At 61.2% G+C, this 26901-nt stretch carries 23 protein-coding genes, 1 other RNA gene and 1 pseudogene; 6 read left to right on the forward strand and 19 right to left on the reverse strand.

The features are described from left to right. Positions 1–104 precede the first annotated feature (104 nt). Both ACXAF3_RS15140 and ACXAF3_RS15145 read right to left on the reverse strand, forming a co-directional pair. Complete coding sequence (locus tag ACXAF3_RS15140; RefSeq protein WP_475113156.1) at positions 105–857, reverse strand: OmpW/AlkL family protein; 753 nt, start codon at positions 855–857, stop codon at positions 105–107. 594 nt (positions 858–1451) lie between these two features. Then, positions 1452–2288, reverse strand: a complete 837-nt coding sequence (locus ACXAF3_RS15145; RefSeq protein WP_475113157.1) for a type I restriction enzyme HsdR N-terminal domain-containing protein — start codon at positions 2286–2288, stop codon at positions 1452–1454. A 496-nt stretch (positions 2289–2784) separates the two neighbouring features. Between ACXAF3_RS15145 and ACXAF3_RS15150 the strand changes: the two genes are divergently transcribed. After that, positions 2785–3126, forward strand: a complete 342-nt coding sequence (locus ACXAF3_RS15150) for a hypothetical protein (RefSeq protein ID WP_475113158.1) — start codon at positions 2785–2787, stop codon at positions 3124–3126. A gap of 451 nt (positions 3127–3577) precedes the next feature. On the opposite strand, the gene ACXAF3_RS15155 is transcribed toward ACXAF3_RS15150, so the two are convergent. The 14 genes and pseudogenes from ACXAF3_RS15155 to ACXAF3_RS15220 form a co-directional block, all read right to left on the reverse strand. Next, positions 3578–4555, reverse strand: coding sequence for a DUF4238 domain-containing protein (locus ACXAF3_RS15155; protein ID WP_475113159.1), 978 nt, complete (start codon positions 4553–4555; stop codon positions 3578–3580). 232 nt (positions 4556–4787) lie between these two features. Continuing rightward, a pseudogene (locus ACXAF3_RS15160) lies at positions 4788–5122 on the reverse strand (transposase); the annotation flags it as partial. A gap of 662 nt (positions 5123–5784) precedes the next feature. Then, positions 5785–6195 (reverse strand): hypothetical protein, encoded by a 411-nt coding sequence (locus tag ACXAF3_RS15165; RefSeq protein ID WP_475113160.1) that lies wholly within the window; start codon positions 6193–6195, stop codon positions 5785–5787. Between the two features lie 755 nt (positions 6196–6950). Continuing rightward, complete coding sequence (locus tag ACXAF3_RS15170) at positions 6951–7850, reverse strand: hypothetical protein (protein WP_475113161.1); 900 nt, start codon at positions 7848–7850, stop codon at positions 6951–6953. A 523-nt stretch (positions 7851–8373) separates the two neighbouring features. After that, entirely contained in the window at positions 8374–8595 is a 222-nt protein-coding gene (locus ACXAF3_RS15175; RefSeq protein WP_193189590.1) for a helix-turn-helix transcriptional regulator, read from the reverse strand. Positions 8596–8974: 379 nt separating this feature from the next. After that, positions 8975–10204, reverse strand: a complete 1230-nt coding sequence (locus ACXAF3_RS15180; RefSeq protein WP_475113162.1) for a tyrosine-type recombinase/integrase — start codon at positions 10202–10204, stop codon at positions 8975–8977. Between the two features lie 553 nt (positions 10205–10757). Next, positions 10758–11168, reverse strand: coding sequence for a hypothetical protein (locus ACXAF3_RS15185; RefSeq protein WP_475113160.1), 411 nt, complete (start codon positions 11166–11168; stop codon positions 10758–10760). Positions 11169–11923: 755 nt separating this feature from the next. Beyond that, positions 11924–12823 carry a hypothetical protein gene (locus ACXAF3_RS15190; protein ID WP_475113161.1) on the reverse strand — a complete coding sequence of 300 codons (900 nt, stop codon included), beginning with the start codon at positions 12821–12823 and terminating at the stop codon, positions 11924–11926. Between the two features lie 523 nt (positions 12824–13346). Beyond that, positions 13347–13568 carry a helix-turn-helix transcriptional regulator gene (locus ACXAF3_RS15195; protein ID WP_193189590.1) on the reverse strand — a complete coding sequence of 74 codons (222 nt, stop codon included), beginning with the start codon at positions 13566–13568 and terminating at the stop codon, positions 13347–13349. 379 nt (positions 13569–13947) lie between these two features. Beyond that, positions 13948–15177 (reverse strand): tyrosine-type recombinase/integrase, encoded by a 1230-nt coding sequence (locus tag ACXAF3_RS15200; RefSeq protein WP_475113162.1) that lies wholly within the window; start codon positions 15175–15177, stop codon positions 13948–13950. Positions 15178–15364: 187 nt separating this feature from the next. Then, positions 15365–15719, reverse strand: a transfer-messenger RNA (tmRNA) gene (gene ssrA, locus ACXAF3_RS15205). A gap of 91 nt (positions 15720–15810) precedes the next feature. Further along, entirely contained in the window at positions 15811–17157 is a 1347-nt protein-coding gene (locus tag ACXAF3_RS15210) for a sodium-dependent transporter (protein WP_475113163.1), read from the reverse strand. A gap of 78 nt (positions 17158–17235) precedes the next feature. Further along, positions 17236–17715 carry an SsrA-binding protein SmpB gene (gene smpB / locus ACXAF3_RS15215; RefSeq protein ID WP_475113164.1) on the reverse strand — a complete coding sequence of 160 codons (480 nt, stop codon included), beginning with the start codon at positions 17713–17715 and terminating at the stop codon, positions 17236–17238. A gap of 15 nt (positions 17716–17730) precedes the next feature. Further along, positions 17731–19149 carry a sodium-dependent transporter gene (locus tag ACXAF3_RS15220; RefSeq protein ID WP_475113165.1) on the reverse strand — a complete coding sequence of 473 codons (1419 nt, stop codon included), beginning with the start codon at positions 19147–19149 and terminating at the stop codon, positions 17731–17733. Positions 19150–19322: 173 nt separating this feature from the next. Between ACXAF3_RS15220 and ACXAF3_RS15225 the strand changes: the two genes are divergently transcribed. Both ACXAF3_RS15225 and ACXAF3_RS15230 read left to right on the forward strand, forming a co-directional pair. After that, positions 19323–19763, forward strand: coding sequence for a type II toxin-antitoxin system RatA family toxin (locus tag ACXAF3_RS15225; RefSeq protein ID WP_475113166.1), 441 nt, complete (start codon positions 19323–19325; stop codon positions 19761–19763). Then, positions 19760–20089: an RnfH family protein gene (locus ACXAF3_RS15230; protein WP_475113167.1), complete on the forward strand. Its 330-nt coding sequence runs from the start codon at positions 19760–19762 to the stop codon at positions 20087–20089. Before ACXAF3_RS15225 ends, ACXAF3_RS15230 begins: the two co-directional genes overlap by 4 nt. Before the next feature lie 69 nt (positions 20090–20158). Here ACXAF3_RS15230 and ACXAF3_RS15235 read toward each other — a convergent pair whose 3' ends face one another. Further along, a complete protein-coding gene (locus ACXAF3_RS15235; RefSeq protein WP_475113168.1) occupies positions 20159–20503 on the reverse strand; it encodes an outer membrane protein assembly factor BamE in 345 nt (114 codons plus the stop codon). A 269-nt stretch (positions 20504–20772) separates the two neighbouring features. On the opposite strand from ACXAF3_RS15235, the gene fur reads away from it, so the two are divergent. Further along, on the forward strand, positions 20773–21183 hold the full coding sequence (gene fur / locus ACXAF3_RS15240) for a ferric iron uptake transcriptional regulator (protein ID WP_475113169.1): 411 nt from the start codon (positions 20773–20775) through the stop codon (positions 21181–21183). A 207-nt stretch (positions 21184–21390) separates the two neighbouring features. Here fur and ACXAF3_RS15245 read toward each other — a convergent pair whose 3' ends face one another. Both ACXAF3_RS15245 and recN read right to left on the reverse strand, forming a co-directional pair. Next, the gene (locus ACXAF3_RS15245; protein ID WP_475113170.1) at positions 21391–21984 is read right to left on the reverse strand and encodes a 1-acyl-sn-glycerol-3-phosphate acyltransferase; all 594 of its coding nucleotides are present in this window, start codon (positions 21982–21984) and stop codon (positions 21391–21393) included. 89 nt (positions 21985–22073) lie between these two features. Beyond that, on the reverse strand, positions 22074–23741 hold the full coding sequence (gene recN / locus ACXAF3_RS15250) for a DNA repair protein RecN (protein WP_475113171.1): 1668 nt from the start codon (positions 23739–23741) through the stop codon (positions 22074–22076). A gap of 225 nt (positions 23742–23966) precedes the next feature. On the opposite strand from recN, the gene grpE reads away from it, so the two are divergent. Beyond that, positions 23967–24614 carry a nucleotide exchange factor GrpE gene (gene grpE / locus ACXAF3_RS15255; RefSeq protein WP_475113172.1) on the forward strand — a complete coding sequence of 216 codons (648 nt, stop codon included), beginning with the start codon at positions 23967–23969 and terminating at the stop codon, positions 24612–24614. A gap of 135 nt (positions 24615–24749) precedes the next feature. Then, positions 24750–26687 carry a molecular chaperone DnaK gene (dnaK, locus tag ACXAF3_RS15260; RefSeq protein WP_475113173.1) on the forward strand — a complete coding sequence of 646 codons (1938 nt, stop codon included), beginning with the start codon at positions 24750–24752 and terminating at the stop codon, positions 26685–26687. Positions 26688–26901: the final 214 nt, after the last annotated feature.

Genomic DNA, 26901 nt, shown 5'->3' on the forward strand with positions numbered 1-26901 from the left:
CTCGTGGCAACTGCCGTCTCGAATCGTTGTCAGGCGGCTCCATTTAGCAATTCAATCTAGCTGACAATCCCGAACCCGCCACCGTCTTCGGCGGCGGCGTCCGGTCAGAATTTGTAGCCGATGCCGAGATTGATCACCCAGGGGTCGTAGTCGAACTGGGCGTAGAAGCGATCCTGTCCCAGCTCAGTGGGGAAGGTGACCCTGGCGTCCGTGTCCGACAGGTAGTAGAGCACGGACGCGTTGACCAGCAGCGGCAGGTCGCGGCGGAAACTGAGATCGACGCCCGCCTGCACCGCCCAGTCCCAGGAGTGGCCGAGATTGAAATCGGCTCTGCCGGTGGCGAGGTCCAGATCGGTCAGGAAATCGTTGAACTCGCGGCTCAGGCTGACGTCGTGAAAATCCGTATAGTTGATGCCGGCGCCGATATAGGGGCGCGCCAGGCAGGTGGAGTCGAGCAGATACCAGTTGACGAAGGCCAGGGTGGTGGTGGCTTTGAAGTCGCCGAGCTCGACCAGATCGTCTCCGGGAATACCGGTGACATTGTCCAGGTCGACGTCGTAGTCGGCGCCGTTGATATGCATCAGCTCTACCCCCCACAGCTCCGAGGGGCGCCAGACGGCGGAGACCTGCCAGGTTTGTGCGGAGTCGATCTCCCAGGTGGTGTTGTACAGGCTCCAGTGTTGCAGCACGCGGAATTTCAGCGACGTGGATTCGTCGTCCGGGTGTATGTAGCTGCCGCCGATACGGACAATGAAATCGCCCCAGTCGGCAGTCAGCCAGTCGTCCTGGGCGCTGGCTGGCGGTGGCAGCAACATGACGACAAAGAAAAATGCGGCGATAAATCGCTTGAAAACCATGATCAGCTCCATCTGAAGGTTCGAAATGTGTTGCTGCATCCGAACAGCAAATTATCCGTTTGCTTGCCCGTGCTTTATCGCGCCGGGATGGGCGATTGAATCGCTCTGGAAGTAACAATAAAAAGTAGCAGGTGGTGTCGATAGTGCTGGAGATTTTTTAGGCGTGTGAAGAAAACTGTGTCACATGGGGATGCATGTTGCACTCGATTGGTCTGGGTGAAATAGGGAGCCCGTTGTCAAATTTGATGTTGATCGAACTCAGCGCATTTGCGCTCCCCTTGCGTCAACTCCACCAATCAAAAAAGTCCGCTACCTTTCGGTAGCGGACTTTTTTGATTGGTTGGATGGCGGGAGTCGAAAAGTCTCCCTTGGACCCCGTAATTGCTTGGCTGGCCTGCTTTTGGCGGCTAAAACTGTAGTGGCATAGTGAATTTGGCCACTACACTCATCCAGTATGATTGACCGAAGAGTGCTGTTTTGCTTGAATCTTCTGAAAGGAAGCTATGGTGATACGGCGGCAAACTGGAAGAAGCCGCCGCACTCCTCGATTGGTTTTGACCGCGTGATAAAAAGCCTTAATTCGCGGGCAGTTTGTTATCCCGGCTCCGACACTGGCTGGGGTTGCGATGCTGGTTCAGTCACCACCGGCCCAACTGGTTGGATGGGCTTTGACTTGGCTTTTGATTTTACCTTCTGCTGCTGTTTCAACATTTTGGCAATCTGTTTTTCCGCCTCTCTGGCAGCATCTGTGTCCTGAACTTCCCGCTTGAGCACTTCATGATGGACAAGTTCAGCAATCTCATCATTGTCAACTTTGATGCCTGGTTTGAGCTTTCTCAGTTCTCGCCGCACGGAAGAAAGTACCGCATCGGTAAGCAATAGTGCGCCAATTGTGTAGCGGTTTACCGACTGTCGGTACTCGTAAAGATCGTCAATCAGATCCTTCTTTACGCCCCGTTTACAGAGCGTGAATAGCAGTTCCTGCGCATCTTTTTTGCGCGGGTTGATCTCAGTCATGTCGATAGTGAACAGAAGCTCATTGACCACCTTGCCGTCAAGGGTCACGCGGTGGATCTCCCAGTCAATTCCGTTGGTCAGTACTACCCACTTGATGCCCTCGCGCGAAGCGTAGTTAACCGCCTGCTTTAGGTGCCCCTCTTTCAGCTTGATGCCGATAGCTTTGACCTCGATCAGGTAATCGATGTGCTTGCCGGATTTGATTGCCAGATCGCAGTAAGTTCCCTGGATCGCATACTCGCGCGTGATTTCAGAGTACTTATCGAAGCCGAAGATCTGCTCCAGCATGTCTATAACGATGGTAACGGTGTCAGACTCGTTGACATCCCGCTCCCGTGCCTGTTGAAGCACTTTCTTGAACTTGGGGATGGTGGTGGTAAGCCGCTTGGATACTGTGGATGTAATACTGGCCATGAGGCGCTCCTTAATTATTGGAATTGAGATCGATCCCTCAGCATCAACGAGGGTAGACCAATAATTGGCACCTCGCACGGCAGATTCATTACAGCAAATTACGCCCGGAACTCAACGAATTCAGATTGTTACAAATGGTGTTACACAATATGCTGCCTCCCCTAATGGAGTGTGGGGTGGCAGAGTGGCAACTCCGCGAAATATCACCTCCTGGTGGTGGCGCCTGTCCCCTCTTCCTGCCTGTTTACTGTGGGGGCTCGCTTTGCTGTAATGGCGAAAAATCAGACAAAAAACTTGACCACTACAAACACACCACTCAGCGGGATGATCTCAAGGCTTACAGCCTTATCCGCCATATCCTATGCACGGGCAATAGGCGCGGATCAGGTACGGATAATGAACCCCGTTAACGAAAAGGTGCGCGCTCACTACTTAAATCGCCTGCCCGGCTTCTCTTACAATACCCGAGGGGTGACTTCTGTTATAAGGATTTGGTATGAGTGACAATCGCAAGCGCCCGGAACTGGGAACCAAAGAGTTCGACGAGTGGCTGAAGTCCGTAGCCGACGAGATGTTCAAGAACGGCCCGTCCGACTTCGACGAGCGCGGCATACTCTCGGGCGGCCCTGAGACCATCCGGAAATCAGACGCCGAGGCATTCCCGGATGAGCTGGAAGAACACACCCCAAAGGACGCCGTAAAGCGCTCAAGGTTTATAAAAGCGATTCAAAAAAGAAGAAAAAAGACTGAGGTCGTCGTGGCCCCAGCGCCTCCCTGTACCCCCTTGGCGTCGGTTTATGTATCCCAGCATGGCCACCCGGAACTTGCCGAACACTAGCGCCGTCCCGGATGGATATTCGAACCGAGTCGGGCCATTGGTGCCGGGTAGGGCGCCAATGGCTGTAGTGCGATGGCCGGCTGGTTGATAGCCGGCGCCGCCCATGCGGTAGTTAAAGTCCAGCCAACAACTGGTGATATAGTGCGCGGCGTTCTGCTTCTTTTGCCCATTTCCCCAGCGTTGTTCCTCACCTCCTCCCTAAAGGGGGGAGTGATGTGAGGAGCAAGATGTGGTGGCCAAGTACTTTTGGGGGGGGGAAGGCAAGAGAAAAGCCGCAAACCCTAGTGGGGATGGGGCGCGGCTTTCAGGTCTTTTTGAGACTTGCTCAGACTAGTGATTGGTGGGATGGCGGGAGTCGAAAAGCTGGCTGTAGGTGTTGATTTCTATAGTCTTTTTGTTGGTTTCATCGGCAGACCCCACAAATAACCCCACCACACGGGGGCACTGACCATTAGGGCTCCTGAGGTATAGGGTTGTGTGCGTGTTCGCGTTTAAGCTCCCTCAGAAACTCTTTTCCACTGGTCAGCGCGTTTTGCCTACCAAAAAATTTGAAGTCCAGCTTGGGCGAATATACCTGACTGTGAAGGTTGTATAGCATGTTTGCATTTAGGAGAGAGACTAGTTCTTTGTTGGCCTCTAGCGTCCCCTGGGGGCCGTCAAACTCACCTATCAGCCCAAGGTGTTGGGAAACTGGGAAGTACACTTCCGTTTCCTTTAGGCCGAAGCCGGGACTGCGTCTTAGTGCCGGCGGGACCTTATCAGGATCTTTCCACGTAAGGCATACCGGTGAATCCGTAGTAATAAGTGGCCCTGTGTCTGCATTAGCTGTTACAAGCAGCCAGTTCCTTTCTGCCAAGAATGGAACTAAGGTCTTTACCTCCTCCATTTCAGTGTGAATATGGTATTCACGTGCGACGTCTACTGTATAGGCCTTGCTATCGTGGAATCGCTTCGATTCTGCATACGAGACTTTTCGTTCGAAGCTGGGGTCATCCTTCTCCATCTGCTGCATCTGCTGATCCCAGAATTCCTCTGAACTGTGGAGGATATCCATGATTCTTTCAGCTATCTGTTCGTGAAACTGCCGTTTATGTTCCCGCCTTTCAGGAGAGCGAACGGCGATTAGCGCCATAAGCTGGATAAGCGTATCTCTGTCGCGACCAGAAAAGTCTTGCGCATCTCTGAGCCGCTTGAGCGCTGTTGCTGCTTCTCCCTCAAACTTGGCGAGCTCAGACTCCAGGTAATTAGGATCTACACCCTCGACTTCGATTCTGTTGAAATCACGGATGCCCCCAACATTTCGTGGGATGGTTTCAAAGCTCTTTTTTCGCTGGAGGTCGATAACGACAAGTTTTGACTTCTTTGACTCACCGGCGGTAAAGCCCTTCAGGTAGCATTGTGAGAGGTAATGGTGGTGCCTTGCTGTCATCGGCTAAACGAACGTGCATTGAATTTTTGAAATAGAGAAGCCCCTAGAGGCGCAATAATAATGTTATTGCGCTGCAGTCTGGGGGCTTTCGGCGGGCTCCAGGTTGGTGCCTATTGCAGATAAGACGCTAGCTTTAAAACATCTTGAATCGCCTTTTTCTCCGTATGTGTAAATGTATGGTCTTTATAATAATCACGGCCATAGAAGCGGATTGCCGCTTGCCCCCTGTGTCAGCATAGCTCTCCTGTAATCGCTCGATTATCGAAAATTGTTCAGCGAGTCCGACATCAAGAGAGCCGTAGCCTTTTTTAGGATTTCTTTCTCCTCTTCGACACGTCTGAGCTTGCGCTCCAGTTCCTGTATACGCTGCTGCTCCGGCGTCAGGGCACTTCCTGCAGGCGTTTTACCGCCTCGCTCTGAGCGGAGTCTTCGCACCCACGATTCCATGGTAGATTTGCTGACCCCCATGGCTTCGCAGGCGGCTTTTACCGTGTACCCCTGGTCAACAACTAGTTGCGCGGCCTCCAGCTTGAAATCCGGGCTAAATCTTCTTTTTGTGGTGGTCATTTATTCACCTGATCTTCGTTGAGAGTGATAATATCACTCAAAATCAGGTGGCCAAATTCACTATGCCACTACACACAGGGTCGACTCCATTGGGTCACTGGAGGGGAGTGGTACAGCCCCTTTTTCGTGGGTTTGGTGGGGTCGGTGATGTAGGCTTACCTGACCCCACAACTAAACCCACCCAAAAAGGCAGTATTCGGTGGGGTCTTATTAGAATAATTGGGATAAGCCAGATAAGCAAAAGCCCCGAAAACACTGGGCTTTCGGGGCTTCTTGAGTCTGTCTGAGACAGTTGTTTGGTGGGATGGCGGGAGTTGAAAAGCTGTCCTAAGCCTTTGATTTTCCGGGGATGCCTTTTGCTGTTTTTCCTCAACCCGTCACAGAACCCGTCCACGCGAGCGAAGTAACCCCCAGTTGAGGTGTCCGGAGCCGGCACCGCGGTACGCTCTGGCGCCAGGTAACGCACGGGTGCGGGGTTGTAGTCGAGCCAGCACAGGGGCGAAAGAAGTCAGTGAAGACAGCGCTGTCAGTGCGGGGCGGTTGTCCGCAGGGGCGCCGGTGTGCAAGGGGGCAGGCCACCCCCACGCGAATCAGAGTGGGGCAGGCCCCGGCCGCCAGCAGATACAGAGGGTGGCGAGGGATCGGCAGGCGGGGCTCCGGGGTCATTGCGAGTCGTCGGCGAGAGTGTCGACGTGGCCCCACCTGAGGCGGTCCACATCGTCGAACACATCCATACGCACGGCCTGGGCGTACAGCAGGCGCTCCAGGTGGGAGAAAAAGCCCACATGGCACCCCTTGGCGGCGGTGCTGTCCCGGTAATCGATATCGGCCAGGATCAGGCCCAGCAGGTTCTTACCGACCCAGAACGGATTGTCTTTCAGGTACTGGACGAAGTGGGCGGCGTATTCGCGCCCCAGCTCGCAGGCCAGGCCGTAATCATCGACTGGCGGCAGCTTCCAGTTGCTGCGCTTGGCTTTCTTGTTGCGTCGGCCCGGTCGGTAGACGAAAGGCAGGGTTTCCAGCGGGGCGGGCTCAGGTCTGTATCCGCGGCGAGGGGGCAGGGTGATATCCATGTCAGGTTCCTTGTATGGGTGGCCACCCGGCGCGGTCTCAATCACGGTAGGGTGGCAGGCTGAACGCAGGTTGAGACTACCGCTACAAGGGAACGGCGGGCGCAATGCCCCCTACGCCAGCCCGCCATAACAGGGAGCTGTCGCGCACAAAAAAAGCCGCATACACGGGTAGGCGACTTCGACGCGCCTTGTAATTTCGGGGTCTCAATCCCGGCTGCCGATTTGGCGACAGCGGATCCAGAATAGGCCATTAGATTAACTGGGGTCAATAACTGCTGGGCTGTTCGTCAGTCGGGGGTGGTCCCTGATTCGTGAATAGCCTTGAGGCGCCCTGTATGCCGTTCTGGGCGCGGCCTATCCCTGAATATCCATTCAGCCTGTATTTCCGTACAGAGCTGCGCTGTCGGTAACGCCGGGGGCGTTATCAGAGCGTCACCCTCTCCCCTCTGGGGGTGTCCGCCGGCGGCTGCCAGGCTGCGCGGAATAGCCAACCCCGCCAAGGGGCTAGGTTGGTCATTGCAGCGGCCCCGCGACTGTGCAGCGGTGCGCTGTCGCACTTATAAAACAGGGGTTTTCTGCACGTCTCGCTGTATCCTGTGCGGCCAATGACCAACAACCAACCCCCTGAAAAAAATTCCCGTAAATAGCGGAACCTCGCGCTGCTGCGGACCCGTAAGGGCAAACCCCAGGGAAGGACCCGCGCCACCTCAGTGACTGAGCCGGTCGCCTGGCAGGGTGGCGCCCCGATGACTGAATCAGCCCGCGCCCTCAAAGTCAGCCAGCCACTCCTCATTGGTTTGTTCTTGGGGGAGAGAGGGGGAGGGGAAGGGGGTGCCCGTATACCCGCGTTCCCTTATTACCGTATTACCGTGCTTTTCTCGCCCCGTACTTCCATCCGGCTCTATTCCCCGTGGTTGCTGGCTTTGCGCGGTTTCCTTGTCCGGCGCGCTTGTCCGGGAGTTGTCCGGCAGTTGTCCGGGAGTTGTCCGGCAATTGTCCGGGAGTTGTCCGGCGCCAATCTCTACCGGCAGAGTGTCACCCCCGGTCACAGTGCCCGCCCCGGCTCCAGGTGCCGCCCCGGCATCTGGTGCCTTATTCACCCCCAGCAGCCGCACCAGGTCGTTATGGCTCAGGGACAGCGGGCACAGGTCGCCCACCCGCTCGCCGTCGGTGGTAGTGCCGGTGAATACCAGACCCGCCAGCTTGCCCATGTAATCGTGAAAGGCGCTCAGGCGCCGGGGCACAGGTAACCCGGTGGACAGCCAGAAGCCGTAGAACTTGAAGCGCTCGGTCACCCGGAACTGTCCTCGAGGCAGGGGGGCGCCCTTCTTGCCGTGCTGTGTGTTCCTGTCCCGGCGCGTCTCCGCGTTGAATACGGAATAGCGCTCGCTGCCGTCAACCAGGTTGCGGAACTGCAGCGACACGCCGCCGCGCTTGCTGGGGCCATAATTGCCGACCGAATAGCCCAGGTACTCCAGGGCATCCACTCCAGCAGCGCGGGCGGCCTCTGTGGTTATCTGGTGCTGGTGCTCTCGCAGCCACTCAGGCGGCACAGGGAGGCCGCTGGCTGGCGTTATCGTCAGTAGCCCGCGCACCACTTCCACAACATCGCCGCGGGCCAGCAGGGGCGGCAATAGCGGCTTGCTTGGATCCACTGTCACCCCCCCAGCTTTCGCACACTGCGAATGTGGGGCGCCTCTGCTATAGGGTCGCCCACGGCCTCGGGGTCACCTTCAGTGCTGCGCTGCAGTAGCTGCGTTGCCACTGCCCGCGCTTCACGCTGAGAGCTGGCGTCTACCACCATGGGGATCGTGATTACCTGCTCTATCTCGACGACATATCTCACAGTACACCCCCAAGGCGCCGCCTCTCGCTTTCTGGCAGCCTGTAGACGCCGTGCCAGCCTTTCACCCCGTCGCGGTCGGTGTGGCTCACGTGCTCGCACAGAATGGTAATTCCGCGTTTCCTAAGCCGTCCCACAAGGTCCGGGCTGTTGCTGGTGCCGGCTATCCGGTCCAGGTCTTCGCGACTGCGGGGGCGCTCCAGGAGGGCCGCCAATGCCCGCCGCTGGCGAGGGCTGAGGCGAAGCCGCTTGGGGGTGATATCATTACCGGTGCTATCCGCTGTAACGGGGCCGCCCTGTGCCGGGGCGGTTCTGATTCCTTCCATGGCGCTCTCCTAACATTGTGCTTCCGCGATAAGTTCCCGCTTCAGCTCCAGCAGATAGGAGCCTTCCCATACGGTGGTTTTCGGACCCAGCTTGATTCCGCGCTGGGCGCGTCCGGTCTTGGTCCAGTTCCACCAGGTGGAAAGGCCAATGCCAAACAGGCGCGCACATTCCGGTGCCCGGTACATGGCCGCGGGGTTAACGGTTGGGGGTTGGGACAGGTCTTTTTGCATGGTCAGTTCTCCAGCCTTCAGGCATAAAAAAACCGGCTCGAGGCCGGTTTACAGGTACAAAAAAACCCGCACAGAGGCGGGTTTACGGATGAAATTTGGGGCACAAAAAAGCCCGCTATTTGCGGGCTTCAGGTGATTCTGGTCGTGCGCTTACAGCTTTCGCGCAGCGTAGCAAAACTTACCCGCTCAACTCTCACAGGTCAACGCATTTAAGATAAGTGGGGAGGTTTGAGGATTAAAAAAGCCCGCGAGGTGCGGGCTTTCGGGTGTCTGGTTGGTGTGCTTACAACTCTTGCGACTTGTAGCAGAATTTACCCACCATTCCGCCAACTGTCAACGCTGCCTGAGACGGCTTTAGCGGGCTTTAGCTTAATAATGGCTACCGCTCACCAAACGCCGCGGTAATCACGTTGTCGGCGCCGGCCTGTACCTGCAGGTTGTCCAGGTAGTCCGCCCACTTCTGCATCATGGCGGCCCGCTGGGGCAGATGCTTAGTGCGGTTGTAAGCGCGCCCCAGAGTGTCCTTCACTCCGTGGGCCAGCTGGTGCTCGATGTAATCCACACGGAAGCCCAGCACCTCATCCAGCAGCGTTCTTGCCATTGCGCGGAAGCCGTGGGCGGTCATGGTGTCGTTGTCGTAGCCCAGGGAGCGTAGCGCCGTTCTGACGCCATTATCAGACAGGGGGCGGCTCTGGCCCCGGGCGGAAGGGAAAACGTACTTGCCGCGGCCGGTGAGGGGCTCCAGCTCCCGCAGCAGCGCCAGCGCCTGCTCAGCCAGCGGGATAATGTGCGGCTCGCCCATTTTCATCTTCTCGGCCGGCAGCTCTATCTGGCTGGCCTCCCAGTTGATTTCCGACCACTCCAGCTTGCGCAGCTCCCCAGGCCTGCAGAACAGCAGTGGGGACAGCTTGAGGGCCGTTCTCACCACTGGGGTGCCCTGATACCCGTCTATGGCAACCATGAGGCGACCCACCCCCACGGGATCGGTAATCGCGGCCAGGTGTTTTTTCTTGGTGGGGGTGAGGGCGCCGGTCAGGTCGGCGGTGGGGTCGCGGTCGGCCTTGCCAGTGGCCACGGCGAAGCGGAATACCTGGCTGGCTACCCGCTTCACGCGGTGGGCGGTCTCCTGTGCGCCCCGGCTCTCGATCCGGCGCAGGCAGCGCAGCACCTCCGGTGCGGTGATTTCGGCAATGGGGCGTTTGCCCAGGTAGGGCAGCAGGTCGCTGTCCAGGGCGCGCCGGGCGCGGTCTTTGGACGACTTGGACAGGTGCGCCATCCTGGCCGCGAACCACTCCCCGCTGACGGCGGCGAAGCTGTTGCGGTTGGCCTCGAGGGCGGATTCCTTGCGGGCGCGCTTCACGTCGCGGGGGTCTATGCCGGCGGCCACGTGCTGGCGGGCCTCGTCGCGGAGCTCCCGCGCGCGCTTCAGGCTCACATCAGGGTAAAGCCCTAAGGCCATCTCGGGGCGTTTGCCGTGGAGGCGGAAGCGGAATACCCAGCGCTTCGCACCGGTGGGGGTGACCTCAACGGCCAGGCCTTTCTCGTCGGCTTCGATGTACTTCCGCTCCCGGGGCTTGAGCGTTCGTATCTTGGTGTCTGACAGCGGCATGGCTGGGGCTTCCTGGCTGATTTGGACGGGTTGGACGGTGCCGGTGGGCTCAACCCGTCCAATAACCCGGCCACTTGGGGTTAGATTTGGACGGGTTGGATTAGACTAACTGGGATGGATCAGATAAGCAAAAGCCCCGAGAGCACTGGGCTTCCGGGGCTTCTGTGGTCTGTCTGAGACAGGTAGTTGGTGGAGATGGCGGGAGTTGAAAAGCTGTCCTAAGCCTTTGATTTTCCGGGGATGCCTTTTGCTGTTTTTCCTCAACCCGTCACAGAACCCGTCCACGCGAGCGAAGTAACCCCCAGTTGAGGTGTCCGGAGCCGGCACCGCGGTACGCTCTGGCGCCAGGTAACGCACGGGTGCGGGGTTGTAGTCGAGCCAGCACAGGGGCGAAAGAAGTCAGTGAAGACAGCGCTGTCAGTGCGGGGCGGTTGTCCGCAGGGGCGCCGGTGTGCAAGGGGGCAGGCCACCCCCACGCGAATCAGAGTGGGGCAGGCCCCGGCCGCCAGCAGATACAGAGGGTGGCGAGGGATCGGCAGGCGGGGCTCCGGGGTCATTGCGAGTCGTCGGCGAGAGTGTCGACGTGGCCCCACCTGAGGCGGTCCACATCGTCGAACACATCCATACGCACGGCCTGGGCGTACAGCAGGCGCTCCAGGTGGGAGAAAAAGCCCACATGGCACCCCTTGGCGGCGGTGCTGTCCCGGTAATCGATATCGGCCAGGATCAGGCCCAGCAGGTTCTTACCGACCCAGAACGGATTGTCTTTCAGGTACTGGACGAAGTGGGCGGCGTATTCGCGCCCCAGCTCGCAGGCCAGGCCGTAATCATCGACTGGCGGCAGCTTCCAGTTGCTGCGCTTGGCTTTCTTGTTGCGTCGGCCCGGTCGGTAGACGAAAGGCAGGGTTTCCAGCGGGGCGGGCTCAGGTCTGTATCCGCGGCGAGGGGGCAGGGTGATATCCATGTCAGGTTCCTTGTATGGGTGGCCACCCGGCGCGGTCTCAATCACGGTAGGGTGGCAGGCTGAACGCAGGTTGAGACTACCGCTACAAGGGAACGGCGGGCGCAATGCCCCCTACGCCAGCCCGCCATAACAGGGAGCTGTCGCGCACAAAAAAAGCCGCATACACGGGTAGGCGACTTCGACGCGCCTTGTAATTTCGGGGTCTCAATCCCGGCTGCCGATTTGGCGACAGCGGATCCAGAATAGGCCATTAGATTAACTGGGGTCAATAACTGCTGGGCTGTTCGTCAGTCGGGGGTGGTCCCTGATTCGTGAATAGCCTTGAGGCGCCCTGTATGCCGTTCTGGGCGCGGCCTATCCCTGAATATCCATTCAGCCTGTATTTCCGTACAGAGCTGCGCTGTCGGTAACGCCGGGGGCGTTATCAGAGCGTCACCCTCTCCCCTCTGGGGGTGTCCGCCGGCGGCTGCCAGGCTGCGCGGAATAGCCAACCCCGCCAAGGGGCTAGGTTGGTCATTGCAGCGGCCCCGCGACTGTGCAGCGGTGCGCTGTCGCACTTATAAAACAGGGGTTTTCTGCACGTCTCGCTGTATCCTGTGCGGCCAATGACCAACAACCAACCCCCTGAAAAAAATTCCCGTAAATAGCGGAACCTCGCGCTGCTGCGGACCCGTAAGGGCAAACCCCAGGGAAGGACCCGCGCCACCTCAGTGACTGAGCCGGTCGCCTGGCAGGGTGGCGCCCCGATGACTGAATCAGCCCGCGCCCTCAAAGTCAGCCAGCCACTCCTCATTGGTTTGTTCTTGGGGGAGAGAGGGGGAGGGGAAGGGGGTGCCCGTATACCCGCGTTCCCTTATTACCGTATTACCGTGCTTTTCTCGCCCCGTACTTCCATCCGGCTCTATTCCCCGTGGTTGCTGGCTTTGCGCGGTTTCCTTGTCCGGCGCGCTTGTCCGGGAGTTGTCCGGCAGTTGTCCGGGAGTTGTCCGGCAATTGTCCGGGAGTTGTCCGGCGCCAATCTCTACCGGCAGAGTGTCACCCCCGGTCACAGTGCCCGCCCCGGCTCCAGGTGCCGCCCCGGCATCTGGTGCCTTATTCACCCCCAGCAGCCGCACCAGGTCGTTATGGCTCAGGGACAGCGGGCACAGGTCGCCCACCCGCTCGCCGTCGGTGGTAGTGCCGGTGAATACCAGACCCGCCAGCTTGCCCATGTAATCGTGAAAGGCGCTCAGGCGCCGGGGCACAGGTAACCCGGTGGACAGCCAGAAGCCGTAGAACTTGAAGCGCTCGGTCACCCGGAACTGTCCTCGAGGCAGGGGGGCGCCCTTCTTGCCGTGCTGTGTGTTCCTGTCCCGGCGCGTCTCCGCGTTGAATACGGAATAGCGCTCGCTGCCGTCAACCAGGTTGCGGAACTGCAGCGACACGCCGCCGCGCTTGCTGGGGCCATAATTGCCGACCGAATAGCCCAGGTACTCCAGGGCATCCACTCCAGCAGCGCGGGCGGCCTCTGTGGTTATCTGGTGCTGGTGCTCTCGCAGCCACTCAGGCGGCACAGGGAGGCCGCTGGCTGGCGTTATCGTCAGTAGCCCGCGCACCACTTCCACAACATCGCCGCGGGCCAGCAGGGGCGGCAATAGCGGCTTGCTTGGATCCACTGTCACCCCCCCAGCTTTCGCACACTGCGAATGTGGGGCGCCTCTGCTATAGGGTCGCCCACGGCCTCGGGGTCACCTTCAGTGCTGCGCTGCAGTAGCTGCGTTGCCACTGCCCGCGCTTCACGCTGAGAGCTGGCGTCTACCACCATGGGGATCGTGATTACCTGCTCTATCTCGACGACATATCTCACAGTACACCCCCAAGGCGCCGCCTCTCGCTTTCTGGCAGCCTGTAGACGCCGTGCCAGCCTTTCACCCCGTCGCGGTCGGTGTGGCTCACGTGCTCGCACAGAATGGTAATTCCGCGTTTCCTAAGCCGTCCCACAAGGTCCGGGCTGTTGCTGGTGCCGGCTATCCGGTCCAGGTCTTCGCGACTGCGGGGGCGCTCCAGGAGGGCCGCCAATGCCCGCCGCTGGCGAGGGCTGAGGCGAAGCCGCTTGGGGGTGATATCATTACCGGTGCTATCCGCTGTAACGGGGCCGCCCTGTGCCGGGGCGGTTCTGATTCCTTCCATGGCGCTCTCCTAACATTGTGCTTCCGCGATAAGTTCCCGCTTCAGCTCCAGCAGATAGGAGCCTTCCCATACGGTGGTTTTCGGACCCAGCTTGATTCCGCGCTGGGCGCGTCCGGTCTTGGTCCAGTTCCACCAGGTGGAAAGGCCAATGCCAAACAGGCGCGCACATTCCGGTGCCCGGTACATGGCCGCGGGGTTAACGGTTGGGGGTTGGGACAGGTCTTTTTGCATGGTCAGTTCTCCAGCCTTCAGGCATAAAAAAACCGGCTCGAGGCCGGTTTACAGGTACAAAAAAACCCGCACAGAGGCGGGTTTACGGATGAAATTTGGGGCACAAAAAAGCCCGCTATTTGCGGGCTTCAGGTGATTCTGGTCGTGCGCTTACAGCTTTCGCGCAGCGTAGCAAAACTTACCCGCTCAACTCTCACAGGTCAACGCATTTAAGATAAGTGGGGAGGTTTGAGGATTAAAAAAGCCCGCGAGGTGCGGGCTTTCGGGTGTCTGGTTGGTGTGCTTACAACTCTTGCGACTTGTAGCAGAATTTACCCACCATTCCGCCAACTGTCAACGCTGCCTGAGACGGCTTTAGCGGGCTTTAGCTTAATAATGGCTACCGCTCACCAAACGCCGCGGTAATCACGTTGTCGGCGCCGGCCTGTACCTGCAGGTTGTCCAGGTAGTCCGCCCACTTCTGCATCATGGCGGCCCGCTGGGGCAGATGCTTAGTGCGGTTGTAAGCGCGCCCCAGAGTGTCCTTCACTCCGTGGGCCAGCTGGTGCTCGATGTAATCCACACGGAAGCCCAGCACCTCATCCAGCAGCGTTCTTGCCATTGCGCGGAAGCCGTGGGCGGTCATGGTGTCGTTGTCGTAGCCCAGGGAGCGTAGCGCCGTTCTGACGCCATTATCAGACAGGGGGCGGCTCTGGCCCCGGGCGGAAGGGAAAACGTACTTGCCGCGGCCGGTGAGGGGCTCCAGCTCCCGCAGCAGCGCCAGCGCCTGCTCAGCCAGCGGGATAATGTGCGGCTCGCCCATTTTCATCTTCTCGGCCGGCAGCTCTATCTGGCTGGCCTCCCAGTTGATTTCCGACCACTCCAGCTTGCGCAGCTCCCCAGGCCTGCAGAACAGCAGTGGGGACAGCTTGAGGGCCGTTCTCACCACTGGGGTGCCCTGATACCCGTCTATGGCAACCATGAGGCGACCCACCCCCACGGGATCGGTAATCGCGGCCAGGTGTTTTTTCTTGGTGGGGGTGAGGGCGCCGGTCAGGTCGGCGGTGGGGTCGCGGTCGGCCTTGCCAGTGGCCACGGCGAAGCGGAATACCTGGCTGGCTACCCGCTTCACGCGGTGGGCGGTCTCCTGTGCGCCCCGGCTCTCGATCCGGCGCAGGCAGCGCAGCACCTCCGGTGCGGTGATTTCGGCAATGGGGCGTTTGCCCAGGTAGGGCAGCAGGTCGCTGTCCAGGGCGCGCCGGGCGCGGTCTTTGGACGACTTGGACAGGTGCGCCATCCTGGCCGCGAACCACTCCCCGCTGACGGCGGCGAAGCTGTTGCGGTTGGCCTCGAGGGCGGATTCCTTGCGGGCGCGCTTCACGTCGCGGGGGTCTATGCCGGCGGCCACGTGCTGGCGGGCCTCGTCGCGGAGCTCCCGCGCGCGCTTCAGGCTCACATCAGGGTAAAGCCCTAAGGCCATCTCGGGGCGTTTGCCGTGGAGGCGGAAGCGGAATACCCAGCGCTTCGCACCGGTGGGGGTGACCTCAACGGCCAGGCCTTTCTCGTCGGCTTCGATGTACTTCCGCTCCCGGGGCTTGAGCGTTCGTATCTTGGTGTCTGACAGCGGCATGGCTGGGGCTTCCTGGCTGATTTGGACGGGTTGGACGGTGCCGGTGGGCTCAACCCGTCCAATAACCCGGCCACTTGGGGTTAGATTTGGACGGGTTGGATTAGACTAACTGGGATGGATCAGATAAGCAAAAGCCCCGAGAGCACTGGGCTTCCGGGGCTTCTGTGGTCTGTCTGAGACAGGTAGTTGGTGGAGATGGCGGGAGTCGAACCCGCGTCCGTCAGCACTCTGCCAGAGGCTCTACATGCTTAGTTCCGTCTATTGATTTAGCCGCTTACAGCCCGACGGGCAGGACGTAATTGGCGAGCCTGTTTAAGTTTTAGCTGATCCCCGACAGGCGCGGTTCACAGCGATCCAGTTCTATTTAACAGTCTGCAGCGCGGTACTGGAACCTTGCTGAAGACCGCTGGCGGGCTTAAGCCGCCAGTGCGTAGTTGTCGTCGTTGGCAACTAATAGATTGCAGCTTTGGATTTACGTGATTGGCTGCCATCACGGCATGCACCCATGGTTTCGTTACCGGCGTCGAATCCAAGTCATCCCCGATAAGAAACACTCTCGTGTCACTGAATTATACCTGAAACGGCGCCCGAACAATACATCCGGGCGGCCGTTGATCCGCTGCTGGTCACCATCTACATGACTGACTGAGCGAAGGCAGTCAGTATCAGCAGCGGGCAGACGATGCGCACGTACCAGGGCCAGATCTTCCAGAACAGGGTCCGCTCGATACCCGGGTGTCCCTTCTGCAGTTCCGCCAGCAGCTGGTCGCGGCGCCAGATCCAGCCGGCGAAGACGCACAGGGCCACACCCAGCAGCGGCTGGCCGTACTCGGTGCTGATGCTGACCACCAGGCCGAACAGCGCGTCGAAGTTGACGATGATCAGGCTGCTGATGGCGAAGATGGCCAGGCCCACCAGCGGCGTCGCCAGGCGGCGCGGCACGTTCAGGTTCTCGATCGTGAAGGCCACCGGCACTTCGAGCATCGAGATGGAGGAGGTCAGCGAGGCGATGACCATCAGCGCGAAGAAGGCGATGGCGACGAACAGGCCGGCGGTGCCCATGGTGTCGAACAGGGCCGGCAGCACCTGCAGTATCAGTCCCGGGCCGGCGATCAGTTCACCGGCTTCAGAGAAGATCTGCGTGCCCGCCTCCTGGGCCACATACATGGCCGGCAGTATCAGCAGGCCGGCGGTGAAGGCGATGCCGACGTCGATCAGGGTCACCAGGGCGCCGAGGCGCGGCAGGCTCTCCTGTTGGCTCAAATAGGAGCCGTAGATCAGCATGGTGCCGACGCCGAGAGACAGGGAGAAAAAGGCCTGACCCATGGCGGCGATCAGCAGTTTGGGCGAGAGGTGGCTGAAGTCCGGCATCAGGTAGACCTCGAGGCCGGTCACCGCGCCGGGCTGAGTCAGTACATAGGCGATCAGCAGCAGCAGCAGGATAAGCAGGGCCGGCATCAGCAGGGTGGACCAGCGCTCGATGCCTTTTTCCACGCCGCTGGCGATGATCAGCATGGTCATGCCGCTGAATATCGCGGTGAAGGTCAGGTTGCGCGCGGTGCTGTTGCCGGTCAGCCACTCGGCCGCGCCGCTCATGCCGAACAGGGTGGCGAAGGGTTCCGCCAGGTGCGCGACCATCCAGCCGGCGACTATCGCGTAGAAACTCAGGATCAGCGAGGCCACGACAATGCCGCCAAAGCCGGCCAGGCTGCCGAAGAAGCGACTGACCGGGCCGACGGAGATGCCGCGCAGCGCCTGCACCATATTGCGGCGCGCGTGGCGGCCGATGGTGAGCTCGGCCATCAGGGCCGGGTAGGCGAGCATAAAGGCCAGCAGCAGGTAGACCACTACGAAGGCGGCGCCGCCGTTGCTGGCGGCCTTGGTGGGAAAGCCCCAGATATTGCCCAGGCCCACGGCGGAACCCGCCGCGGCCATCAGGAAACCGATATTGGAGCTGAATTGTCCTCGCGGTGCACTCATGTGGTAACTCTCTTCGTTATTCTTGTCTGTAATTGCTGAGTGGAGCCTGTAGAAGCCTGCGTGCAGCGCGCCGTCTGGCTAGCGGTGTTCCGTGCGCATCAGGCGCTGCTTCTCGCGATTCCAGTCGCGCGCTTTTTCCGTTTCGCGCTTGTCGTGCTTGGCCTTGCCCTTGGCCAGCGCTATCTCGCACTTGATCAGGTGCTTTTTCCAGTAGAGCGCCGTGGCCACCACCGTGTGGCCCTTCTGCTCCACGGCGGCGATCAGTTTGGCCAGTTCGCGCTTGTGGAGCAGCAGTCGCCGCGTGCGGTCCGGCTCGGTGACGAAGTGGGTCGAGGCGCTGGGCAGCGGCTGTATGCGCGCGCCCAGCAGCCAGGCCTCGCCGTTCTTGAAAATGACGTAGCTGTCGGTGAGCTGGACCTTGCCTTCGCGGCAGCTCTTGACCTCCCAGCCCTGCAGCTCCATGCCCGCCTCGAACTTCTCCTCGATGAAGTAGTCGTGGCGCGCCTTCTTGTTCAGGGCGATGGTGTTGGAAGTCTGAGCTTTCTTTTTCTTGGCCATGAATACTGCAAATGCCTAGATAAAACTGTGTCCAAAAAACTTCAGGGCTACGGTGTTGATAAAGATCAACAGCAGGATCAGCGGGATAAAGGTGCCCAGGGAGAAGTTGATGTATTTCTGTGAAAGCGAACCGGTAAAGGTGCTGTCGCCCTCCTGCAACTCCTTGTCGAAGTTGGCCTTCTTCCACTTGTAGATCACGAACAGGCACACCAGCAGGCCGTTCAGCGGCAGTATGGTGTCGTAGAAGACGATCTCCACCAGATCGAAGAAGGATTTGTCCGCGCCCGCAAGCTGCACGAACTGGGTGAAGAAGTTGACCATGCCGAAAGAAACGGCGCAAGCGATAGCGAGTACAAGCTGAACCGCGCCGATGGTGTAGATGGCCTTCTTGCGCTTTATGGAGTACTCATCGCGCAGGGTGGCGATGGGCACCTCGATGATGGAGACGAGGGAGGTGATCGCGGCCACCAGCACCAGAAAGAAGAAGATCGCCGCCACGGCACTGGCGCCGAAGTAGCCGACGCCATCCTGCAGGGCGAGGAAGATCTTCGGCAGGAACAGGAAGATCATGCCCGCGGAGGAGTCGCTCAGCTCGCTCGGGTCTATCTGCGGGTCGAAGTGGAAGATGGTCGGCAGTATCAGCAGGCCGGCGGTGAAGGCCACCAGGGTGTCGGTGATCGCCACGGCGCGGGCGGAGCCGGGTATCGAATCCCGTCTCTTCATATAGGAGCCGTAGGTGATCATGATGCCCATACCCAGCGACAGGGAGAAGAAGGCCTGGGCCATGGCCTTGCTGACCACGGCGCTGTCGATCTTGGTGAAGTCCGGGATCAGGTAGTACTTGACGCCCAGTATCGCGTTCTCGCGGGTCAGCACGAAGAGCACCAGCCCCAGCAGCATCACGAACAGCATCGGCATCAGGGTCTTGGCCGCGCGCTCGATACCGTCCTTGACGCCCATGGCGAGGATACCGTTGATGGCCGCCATTAGAACTACCAGGTAGAAAAAGACCACCGGCGAGTTGATGAACTGGCCAAAGTGGGCCTCGGTGGCGAGCTGGTCCAGGTTGCCGCGCAGGGTCTCCACCAGGTAGCCCAGCACCCACACGGTCACCACCAGATAGAAGACGGCGATCATAAAGGGCGTGATCAGGGCCATCCAGCCGGGTATACGCCACAGGGTCGAACCGTTGGAGAGCTGTCGATAGGCGCCCACAGGGTCCTTGTCCGCCCTGCGCCCCAGGGCCAGTTCCGCCATCATCACCGGCAGGCAGATAAAGAAGACAAAGAGGGCGTAAACCAGCAGGAAGGCTCCACCCCCGCTCTTGGTGGCCGCTACCGGGAATGCCACCAGGTTGCCGATGCCGACGGCGGAACCCGCTGCGGCCAGGATAAAGCCCAGCCGCGATCCAAAATGCTCTCTCACTGCGGACATAGTATTCTCGCTATTATTTTTGTCTGACTTTATATGTCGGGTGAATCTATCCGGTCCGACCGGACAGCCAAAAAAGCGATTGTTGCAGGAATTGCCTTGCTTGAGTAGCGCCGGCTGGCAAAATTGCCCACAGGGCGCCCGTGAGGGGCGATTTCTTACGCAGTAGTGGAACAATGACAAAGATAGAGCGCAGCGCGCTGGTGATGCACAGTGCGGAACAGATGTTCGACCTGGTCAACGATGTGGCCAGCTATCCGCAATTCCTGCCCGGCTGCCGGGGTGCCGAAGTTTTGCACAGCGACGAGCGCACGCTGGAGGCGCGCCTGGATCTGGCCCGCGCCGGCATCCGCCAGAGTTTCGTCACGCGCAACCAGCTCGACCGCCCCCGCGGCATGACGCTGACCCTGGTGGAGGGGCCCTTCCAGGAGTTCACCGGCCACTGGCAGTTTACGCCGCTGGCGGAGGACGCCTGCAAGGTGACTTTTACCCTGGCTTTCAGTCTCAAGAGCCGCCTGGTGGCCGCGGCTGCCGGCAAGTTGTTCAGCGATCTCGCCAACCAGATGGTGGGCGCGATGTGCGCTCGGGCCGAACAGATCTACGGAAAAAACCAATGACCGATATCAAGACCATCGCGGTGGAAGTGATCTATGCGCTGCCCCATGAGCAGCGCCTGATGCGCCTGCTGGTGGAGCCGGGCACCACGGCGCTGGAGGCGCTGGTGCGCTCCGGTATTCCGGAAGAGTACCCCGAGGTGGAGCCGGCTACCGCCAAGCTGGGAATATTCGGCCAGGCCCTGGGCACCAAGGGGTTGCCGCCGGCGGACCAGTATGTGCTGCAGCCGGGGGACAGGGTGGAGGTCTATCGGCCGCTGATCGCGGATCCGAAAGAAGCGCGCAAGCAGCGCGCGGAGAAGGCGAAACGGCGCGCAGACAAGGCGTAGCCTGGAGCGCGGTTTGGCGCTCCGATGCGGATGGGCGAGGCTGTTTTGCAGCGGTCCAGCCCCGCGCGGCTACGGCCAGCCGGCCGGCTGCCAGTCGCCGCCGGTGGCGATCAGAATGTCGCCGTTGAAGTAGACGGTGAAACGCTTCTGGGTGACCTCCCCCTTGGGGTCGCGCACGCGATTGACATAGTCCCAGCGGTTGGGGTTGAAGGTGTCTTCCAGCAGCGGTGTGCCGAGCACGAAGCGCACCTGGCGGCGGGTCATGCCCGGCTTCAACTGGTCGACCATCTCCTGGGTGATGATATTGCCCTGCTGCACCTCGATGCGGTGCACGCCGGGGAACTTGAACAGACTGCAGGCGCCGAGCAGGGCGCACAGGCCCGCAATGGCGAGAATTCTCAGGCTAGACGGCATTCATTGCTCCATTATGGTTTGACGGTCAGCGGTGGCACTTCCCGGGCTGGCGGCGTTTGCGCTCAAATCAGAATAGGCGCCCGCCGGCGAGGAAAGTTCCCCGCGCCCGGGGATACACCCGCCGCGCAGCCGCCCGGGGTTCCGCTGACTCCGCTGGGCATGGGATAATACCCGAAGTGTTCGCCTGCTGACAGACGCGCATGCGGCGTCGGATGGCGAGCGGTTGAATACACCGAAAATTAGAAAATCCTGCCGGGAAACTCGAATTCATGTCTAACGAAAACCAGGAACTGCGCAAGGCCGGCCTCAAAGTCACATTGCCCCGAGTCAAAATCCTTCAGCTGCTGGAGAGTGCCAGCGAACAGCACCTGAGCGCGGAGGATGTCTACAAGATGCTGCTCGAGGCGGGCGAAGATGTCGGGCTGGCCACCGTCTACCGGGTCCTGACCCAGTTCGAAAGCGCGGGTCTGGTGATGCGCCACAACTTCGACGGCGGCCATTCGGTGTTCGAGCTGGATCGCGGCGACCACCACGATCATATGGTGTGTACCGACACCGGCAAGGTGATCGAATTCCACAACGAGGAGATCGAAAAGCTGCAGAAGCAGATCGCCGAGGAGCACGGCTACGAGCTGACCGGTCACAGCCTGGTGCTCTACGTCAAGAAGAAGGAAGCTTAAAAGGGAGCTTAAAGTAGGGGCCGAAGGTGCCGCGAATATCTGGAGCGAACCTCGTGTTCGCCTGTGCGGGCTGCCTGTGCGGGCTGAGAGTTGCAGACTCTTTGTAGGAGCGGCCCGTGGCCGCGATCAATAGCTGGGCTCGCGCTGAGCCCGCTGTCGCGATCGCGGCCACGGGCCGCTCCTACATTGGGTTTTCGAGGGGGCAGGTCAGGCCGGCGGCGTGTAGCGCTCCGGGAACTTGCCGATCTTGCCCGCGTAGAAGTCCCGAAACCTGGCCAACTCCGCCATCAGGTTCCCGCCCATCTCCATCACCGGGCCCAGGCCCACTTCCTTTTGCGGAAAATTGATAAAGCCGCAGACCACCGGTACCCGCGCGCCGCGGGCGATATGGTAGAAGCCGGTCTTCCAGCGCCCGGCGGTGCCGCGTGTGCCCTCGGGCGGCACCGCGATGATCAGCTCGTCGCTGGCATCGAACTGCTTGACGGTTGCATCCACAAGATTGTTGGCCTTGCTGCGGTCCACCGCGATACCGCCGAACCAGCGCATGGTGGCGCCGAGCGGGAATTTGAACAGCTTGTCCTTGCCCATCCAGCGGGGCGTCAGACCCAGCTTCAGCGCGGCGAGGATAAAGTAGTAGCCGTCCCAGTTGCTGGTGTGGGGGGCGCCCAGCAGCACGTATTTCCTGAGTTTCAGCGCCTGCTGGTCGCAGACCACGCGCCAGCCGTGCAGCTTCAACAGCAGCCTGGCGACCTGGCGCAGCAGGGGGGTCACTATGGGGGTGTTGAAAATGGTTCTTTGCATCTGCGCAGCCGAAGTTGACTCTGGGCGCCACAGTATAATGTGACTTTAGGCGCCATTCCCGGTCATTTTCGGCCCTGGTGCGCGGGGCATCAGCTGCGCGTGAGCATCTCGCCGGCGTGGGCCAGGGACTGGGCCGTGGTCTCGCCGCCGAGCATGCGGGCTATCTCCGCGCGGCGCTCGTCGCCCTGCAGTTCGCGCAGGGAGACGAAGGCGCTGTCGCCGTCGCTGTGCTTCTCCACCAGGTAGTGCCTGTGGGCCCGCGCCGCCACCTGGGCCAGGTGGGTCACGCAGATCACCTGGCCGGCGCGCCCGTTGCGCGTCTCGCCCAGCTGGCGCAGCAGGCGCCCGACCACATCGCCGGTGGCGCCGCCGATGCCCACGTCCACCTCGTCGAACACCAGCGTCGGCGTGCGCGAAGTCTGTGCGGTGACCACCTGGATCGCCAGGCTGACCCGGGACAACTCGCCACCGGAGGCGATCTTGCCGAGCGCCCGCGGCGGCTGGCCGGGGTTGGTCGCGATCAGTATCTCTACCTCCTCGAGGCCGCTGGCGGTGGGTTTCTCCTGCGGGCGCAGGGCCAGCTCCACGCGCGCGTGGGGCATGGCCAGTTCCGCCAGTTGGCGGTTGACGGCCTCGGCCAGCTCGGTGGCAGCCTTTTTGCGCAGTTCGCTCAGCCTGCCGGCGGTCTCGCGATAGCGGGCCTCCAGGGCCTCGCACTCGGCGGCGAGCCTGTCCAGCGCGTCCGGCGCGCCTATCTCGTCCAGCTCCGCCTGCAGCTGCTGCTGCAGTGCCGGCAGTTCGCCCGGCTGCACGCGGTGCTTGCGCGCGGCCTGGTAGATGGCGCTGAGGCGCTCCTCCACCTCGGCCAGGCGCTCCGGGTCCATCTCGAAGCGGTCGATATGCCGCGACAGGGTGCTGGCGGCCTCGTCCACCTGAATGCGGGCGCTGTCGAGCATCTGCGCCACTTCCGCCAGCGCCGGCGACTGCTCCGGCATGGCCGACAGCAGCTGCAGCGCGCGGTGCAGCTGTTCGGCGATATCCCCCTCGCCGCCGGACAGCAGCGCCGCCAGCTGGTAGCTGCCGCTCAGTATCTGCCCCGCGTTGGCCAGTTGGCGCTGTTCGCTCTCCAGCGCCTCTATCTCGTCCGCCTGCAGGTCCAGCTGCTCCAGTTCCTCGAGCTGATATTGCAGCAGCTGGCGGCGCGCCTCCGTCTCCTCGGCGCTGTCCGCCAGGGCCCGGTAGCGGCGGTACTGGTCCTGCCAGGTTTTGAAGTGGATGCGGGTCTCGGCGGCCAGCTCCTGGGCGCGGGCGTACTCGTCCAGCAGGCGGCGGTGGGTGTCTTTCTTCAGCAGCGACTGGTGCTCGTGCTGGCTGTGGATGTCGATCAGCTGTTCCCCCAGCGCGCGCAGCTGCAGCAGGGTCACCGGCTGGCCGTTGATATAGGCGCGGGAGCGGCCGTCGGCACCGATGGTGCGGCGCAGTATCACTTCGCGCCCGGCGTCCAGCTCCTGCTCCTCGAGCCAGGCGGCGGCCGATGGTTGCTCGCCGATATCGAAGGTGGCGCTGATGTCGGCGCGCGGGCTGCCGGCGCGGACCAGCTCGGCGTTACCGCGGTCCCCCAGGGCCAGCCCGAGGGCGTCGAGGGTGATGGACTTGCCGGCGCCGGTCTCGCCGGTCAGGGTGCTGGTGCCGGGGCCGAATTCCAGCTCCAGTTGGTCCACCAGGGTGAATTGGCTGATAGACAGGTGCAGCAACATAGCTTCTGTGGCCGTTTTTATCGGTTGGCGCCTGGGCGCGAATTAGTGGTTATTTATACAGTAATTGATGCTGGTTAGCTATAGGGCCGGTGTCACATTACTCTCCGATGGCCGGCGGCGAAACAAGTCCACTTGAAGTGTAGGGGCAAGGCCCCATATAGGGCTGCATTGCCCGTGAATCGGGCGCAATCTCATCAACTGACAGTCGACGCGACGGAGAGAGCAGTGGCCAAAGAGCGCAGCGAAGAAGATCAGGTTCAGGAGCCCAAGGTGCAGGGGGACGAGGAGGTGCTGACCGACGAGCACACCCCCGCTGAGGAGGTGGCATCCGCCGAAATAGAGGCGCCCACCGAGGAGGAGCAGCACCGGGCCGAAGAGGCCCTGCACGCGGATGCGGAGAGCGCAGACGCGTTGCACGAGGAAATCGTCAAGCTGCAGGAGCAGCTGGCGCTGCAGAAGGATCAGGTCCTGCGCGCCCAGGCGGAGGCGCAGAACGCCCGCCGCCGCGCCCAGCAGGACGTGGAGAAGGCGCACAAGTTCGCGGTGGAGAAGCTGCTGCAGGACCTGCTGCCGGTGGTGGACAACCTGGAGCGGGCCCTGGCCAGCATCGACGCCAGTGACGAGGTCAGCAAGGCCATCGCCGAGGGGGTGGCGCTGACCCACAAGTCCTTTGTCGACACCCTGGCCAAGTACGCGGTGGAAGTGGTGGACCCGGCCGGCGAGCCCTTTGACCCGGAACTGCACCAGGCCATGACCCAGGTGCCGAACGGCGACGTGGAGCCGAATACCGTGCTGGAGGTCTTCCAGAAGGGCTACCGCCTGAACGGCCGCCTGGTGCGCCCGGCCATGGTGGTGGTGAGCAAGGCCCCCTGAGGGCGCCCTGGAGTATCGGGCAAGAGAGCCCTTGAAATCCTAAGGCCGGCACCAATATAGCTGGCATCACAGTATACAAACGCGCGGCAGGCTCCGGGAGCCGACGGCGCGAAACGCAAGCGAGGAATTGAACAGATGGGAAAAATTATCGGCATCGACCTGGGTACCACCAACAGCTGCGTCGCGGTGCTGGAAGGTGACAAGGCGCGCGTGATCGAGAACGCGGAGGGCGACCGCACCACGCCGTCCATCGTCGCCTTTACCGACGACAACGAGGTGCTGGTGGGCCAGTCCGCCAAGCGCCAGGCGGTCACCAACCCGTCGAACACCCTGTTCGCAGTCAAGCGCCTGATCGGCCGCCGCTTCAAGGACGACGTGGTGCAGAAGGACATCAAGATGGTGCCCTACAAGATCGTCGAGGCCGACAACGGCGACGCCTGGGTGGAGGTGAAGGGCGAGAAGAAGGCGCCGCCGCAGATCTCCGCCGAGGTGCTGAAGAAGATGAAGAAGACCGCCGAGGACTTCCTCGGTGAGAAGGTCGAGGCGGCGGTTATCACCGTGCCGGCCTACTTCAACGATTCCCAGCGCCAGGCCACCAAGGACGCCGGCCGCATCGCCGGCCTGGACGTGAAGCGCATCATCAACGAGCCGACCGCGGCCGCGCTGGCCTACGGCCTGGACAAGAAGGGCGGCGACCGCACCGTGGCGGTCTACGACCTGGGTGGCGGTACCTTCGATATCTCCATCATCGAGATCGCCGACGTCGACGGCGAAATGCAGTTCGAGGTGCTGTCCACCAACGGCGACACCTTCCTCGGCGGCGAGGACTTCGACCTGCGCCTGATCAACTATCTGGCGGATGAGTTCAAGAAGGACCAGGGTATCGACCTGTCCGGCGACCCGCTGGCCATGCAGCGCCTGAAGGAGGCGGCCGAGAAGGCCAAGATCGAGCTGTCCTCCAGCCAGCAGACCGAGGTGAACCTGCCCTACATCACCGCCGACGCCACAGGTCCGAAACACCTGGTGGTCAAGCTGACCCGCGCCAAGCTGGAGAGCCTGGTGGAGGATCTGGTGGACCGCACCATCGAACCGGTCAAGATCGCCCTGCGCGACGCCGATCTGGCTGCGTCCGGTGTCGACGACGTGATCCTGGTGGGCGGCCAGACCCGTATGCCGCTGGTGCAGAAGAAGGTCAGCGAGTTCTTCGGCAAGGAGCCGCGCAAGGATGTGAACCCGGACGAGGCCGTGGCCATGGGCGCCGCTATCCAGGGTGCGGTACTGGGCGGCGACGTGAAAGACGTACTGCTGCTGGACGTGACTCCGCTGACTCTGGGTATCGAAACCATGGGCGGCGTGGCCACCCCGCTGATCGACAAGAACACCACCATTCCGACCAAGAAGTCGCAGGTGTTCTCCACCGCCGAGGACAATCAGACCGCGGTGACCATCCATGTGGTACAGGGTGAGCGCAAGCAGGCGTCCGAGAACAAGTCTCTGGGCCGCTTCGATTTGACCGATATTCCGCCGGCGCCGCGCGGCGTGCCGCAGATCGAGGTGACCTTCGATATCGACGCCAACGGCATACTGCACGTGCACGCCAAGGACAAGGCCACCGGCAAGGAGCAGTCCATCGTGATCAAGGCCTCCTCCGGCCTGTCCGAGGAGGAGATCGAGAAGATGGTCGCCGACGCCGAGGCCCACGCCGAGCAGGACAAGCAGTTCGAGGAGCTGGTGCAGGCGCGCAACACCCTCGACGGCCTGATCTCCGCCACCAAGAAGACCCTCGAGGAGGCCGGCGACAAGGCCACCGCGGATGAGAAGTCCGCGATCGAAGCCGCCATCAAGGAGGCCGAGGAGGCGGTCAAAGGCAACGACAAGGCCGCGATGGAAGCCGCCACCAACAAGCTGACCGAGGCCTCGGGCCCGCTGGCGCAGAAGATGTACGCCGAGCAGGCCCAGGCGGCCCAGGGCGCCGCCGAGGGTGGCGGCCAGGGCGCGCAGCAGTCCGGTGGCGACGACGCAGTGGACGCCGAGTTCGAGGAAGTAAAGGAAGACAAGAAAGAGGGCAAGTAAGCGCCCGCTTACCCCTCTATGTAGGAGCGGCCCATGGCCGCGATCTGATTCTCCGTATTTTCGGACCATGGATCGCGGCCATGGGCCGCTCCTGCTGGATTAAATAGAGGCGGGGGGGGGGGGGGGGGGGGGAAAAAAACGCCCCCGCCCACAAAAAAAAAAAAACCCCCCCCCCAACAACACCCCCCCCCCACCCCCCACCCCTGCCACAAAA

This window comes from Microbulbifer sp. ABF4_143 (assembly GCF_056160225.1).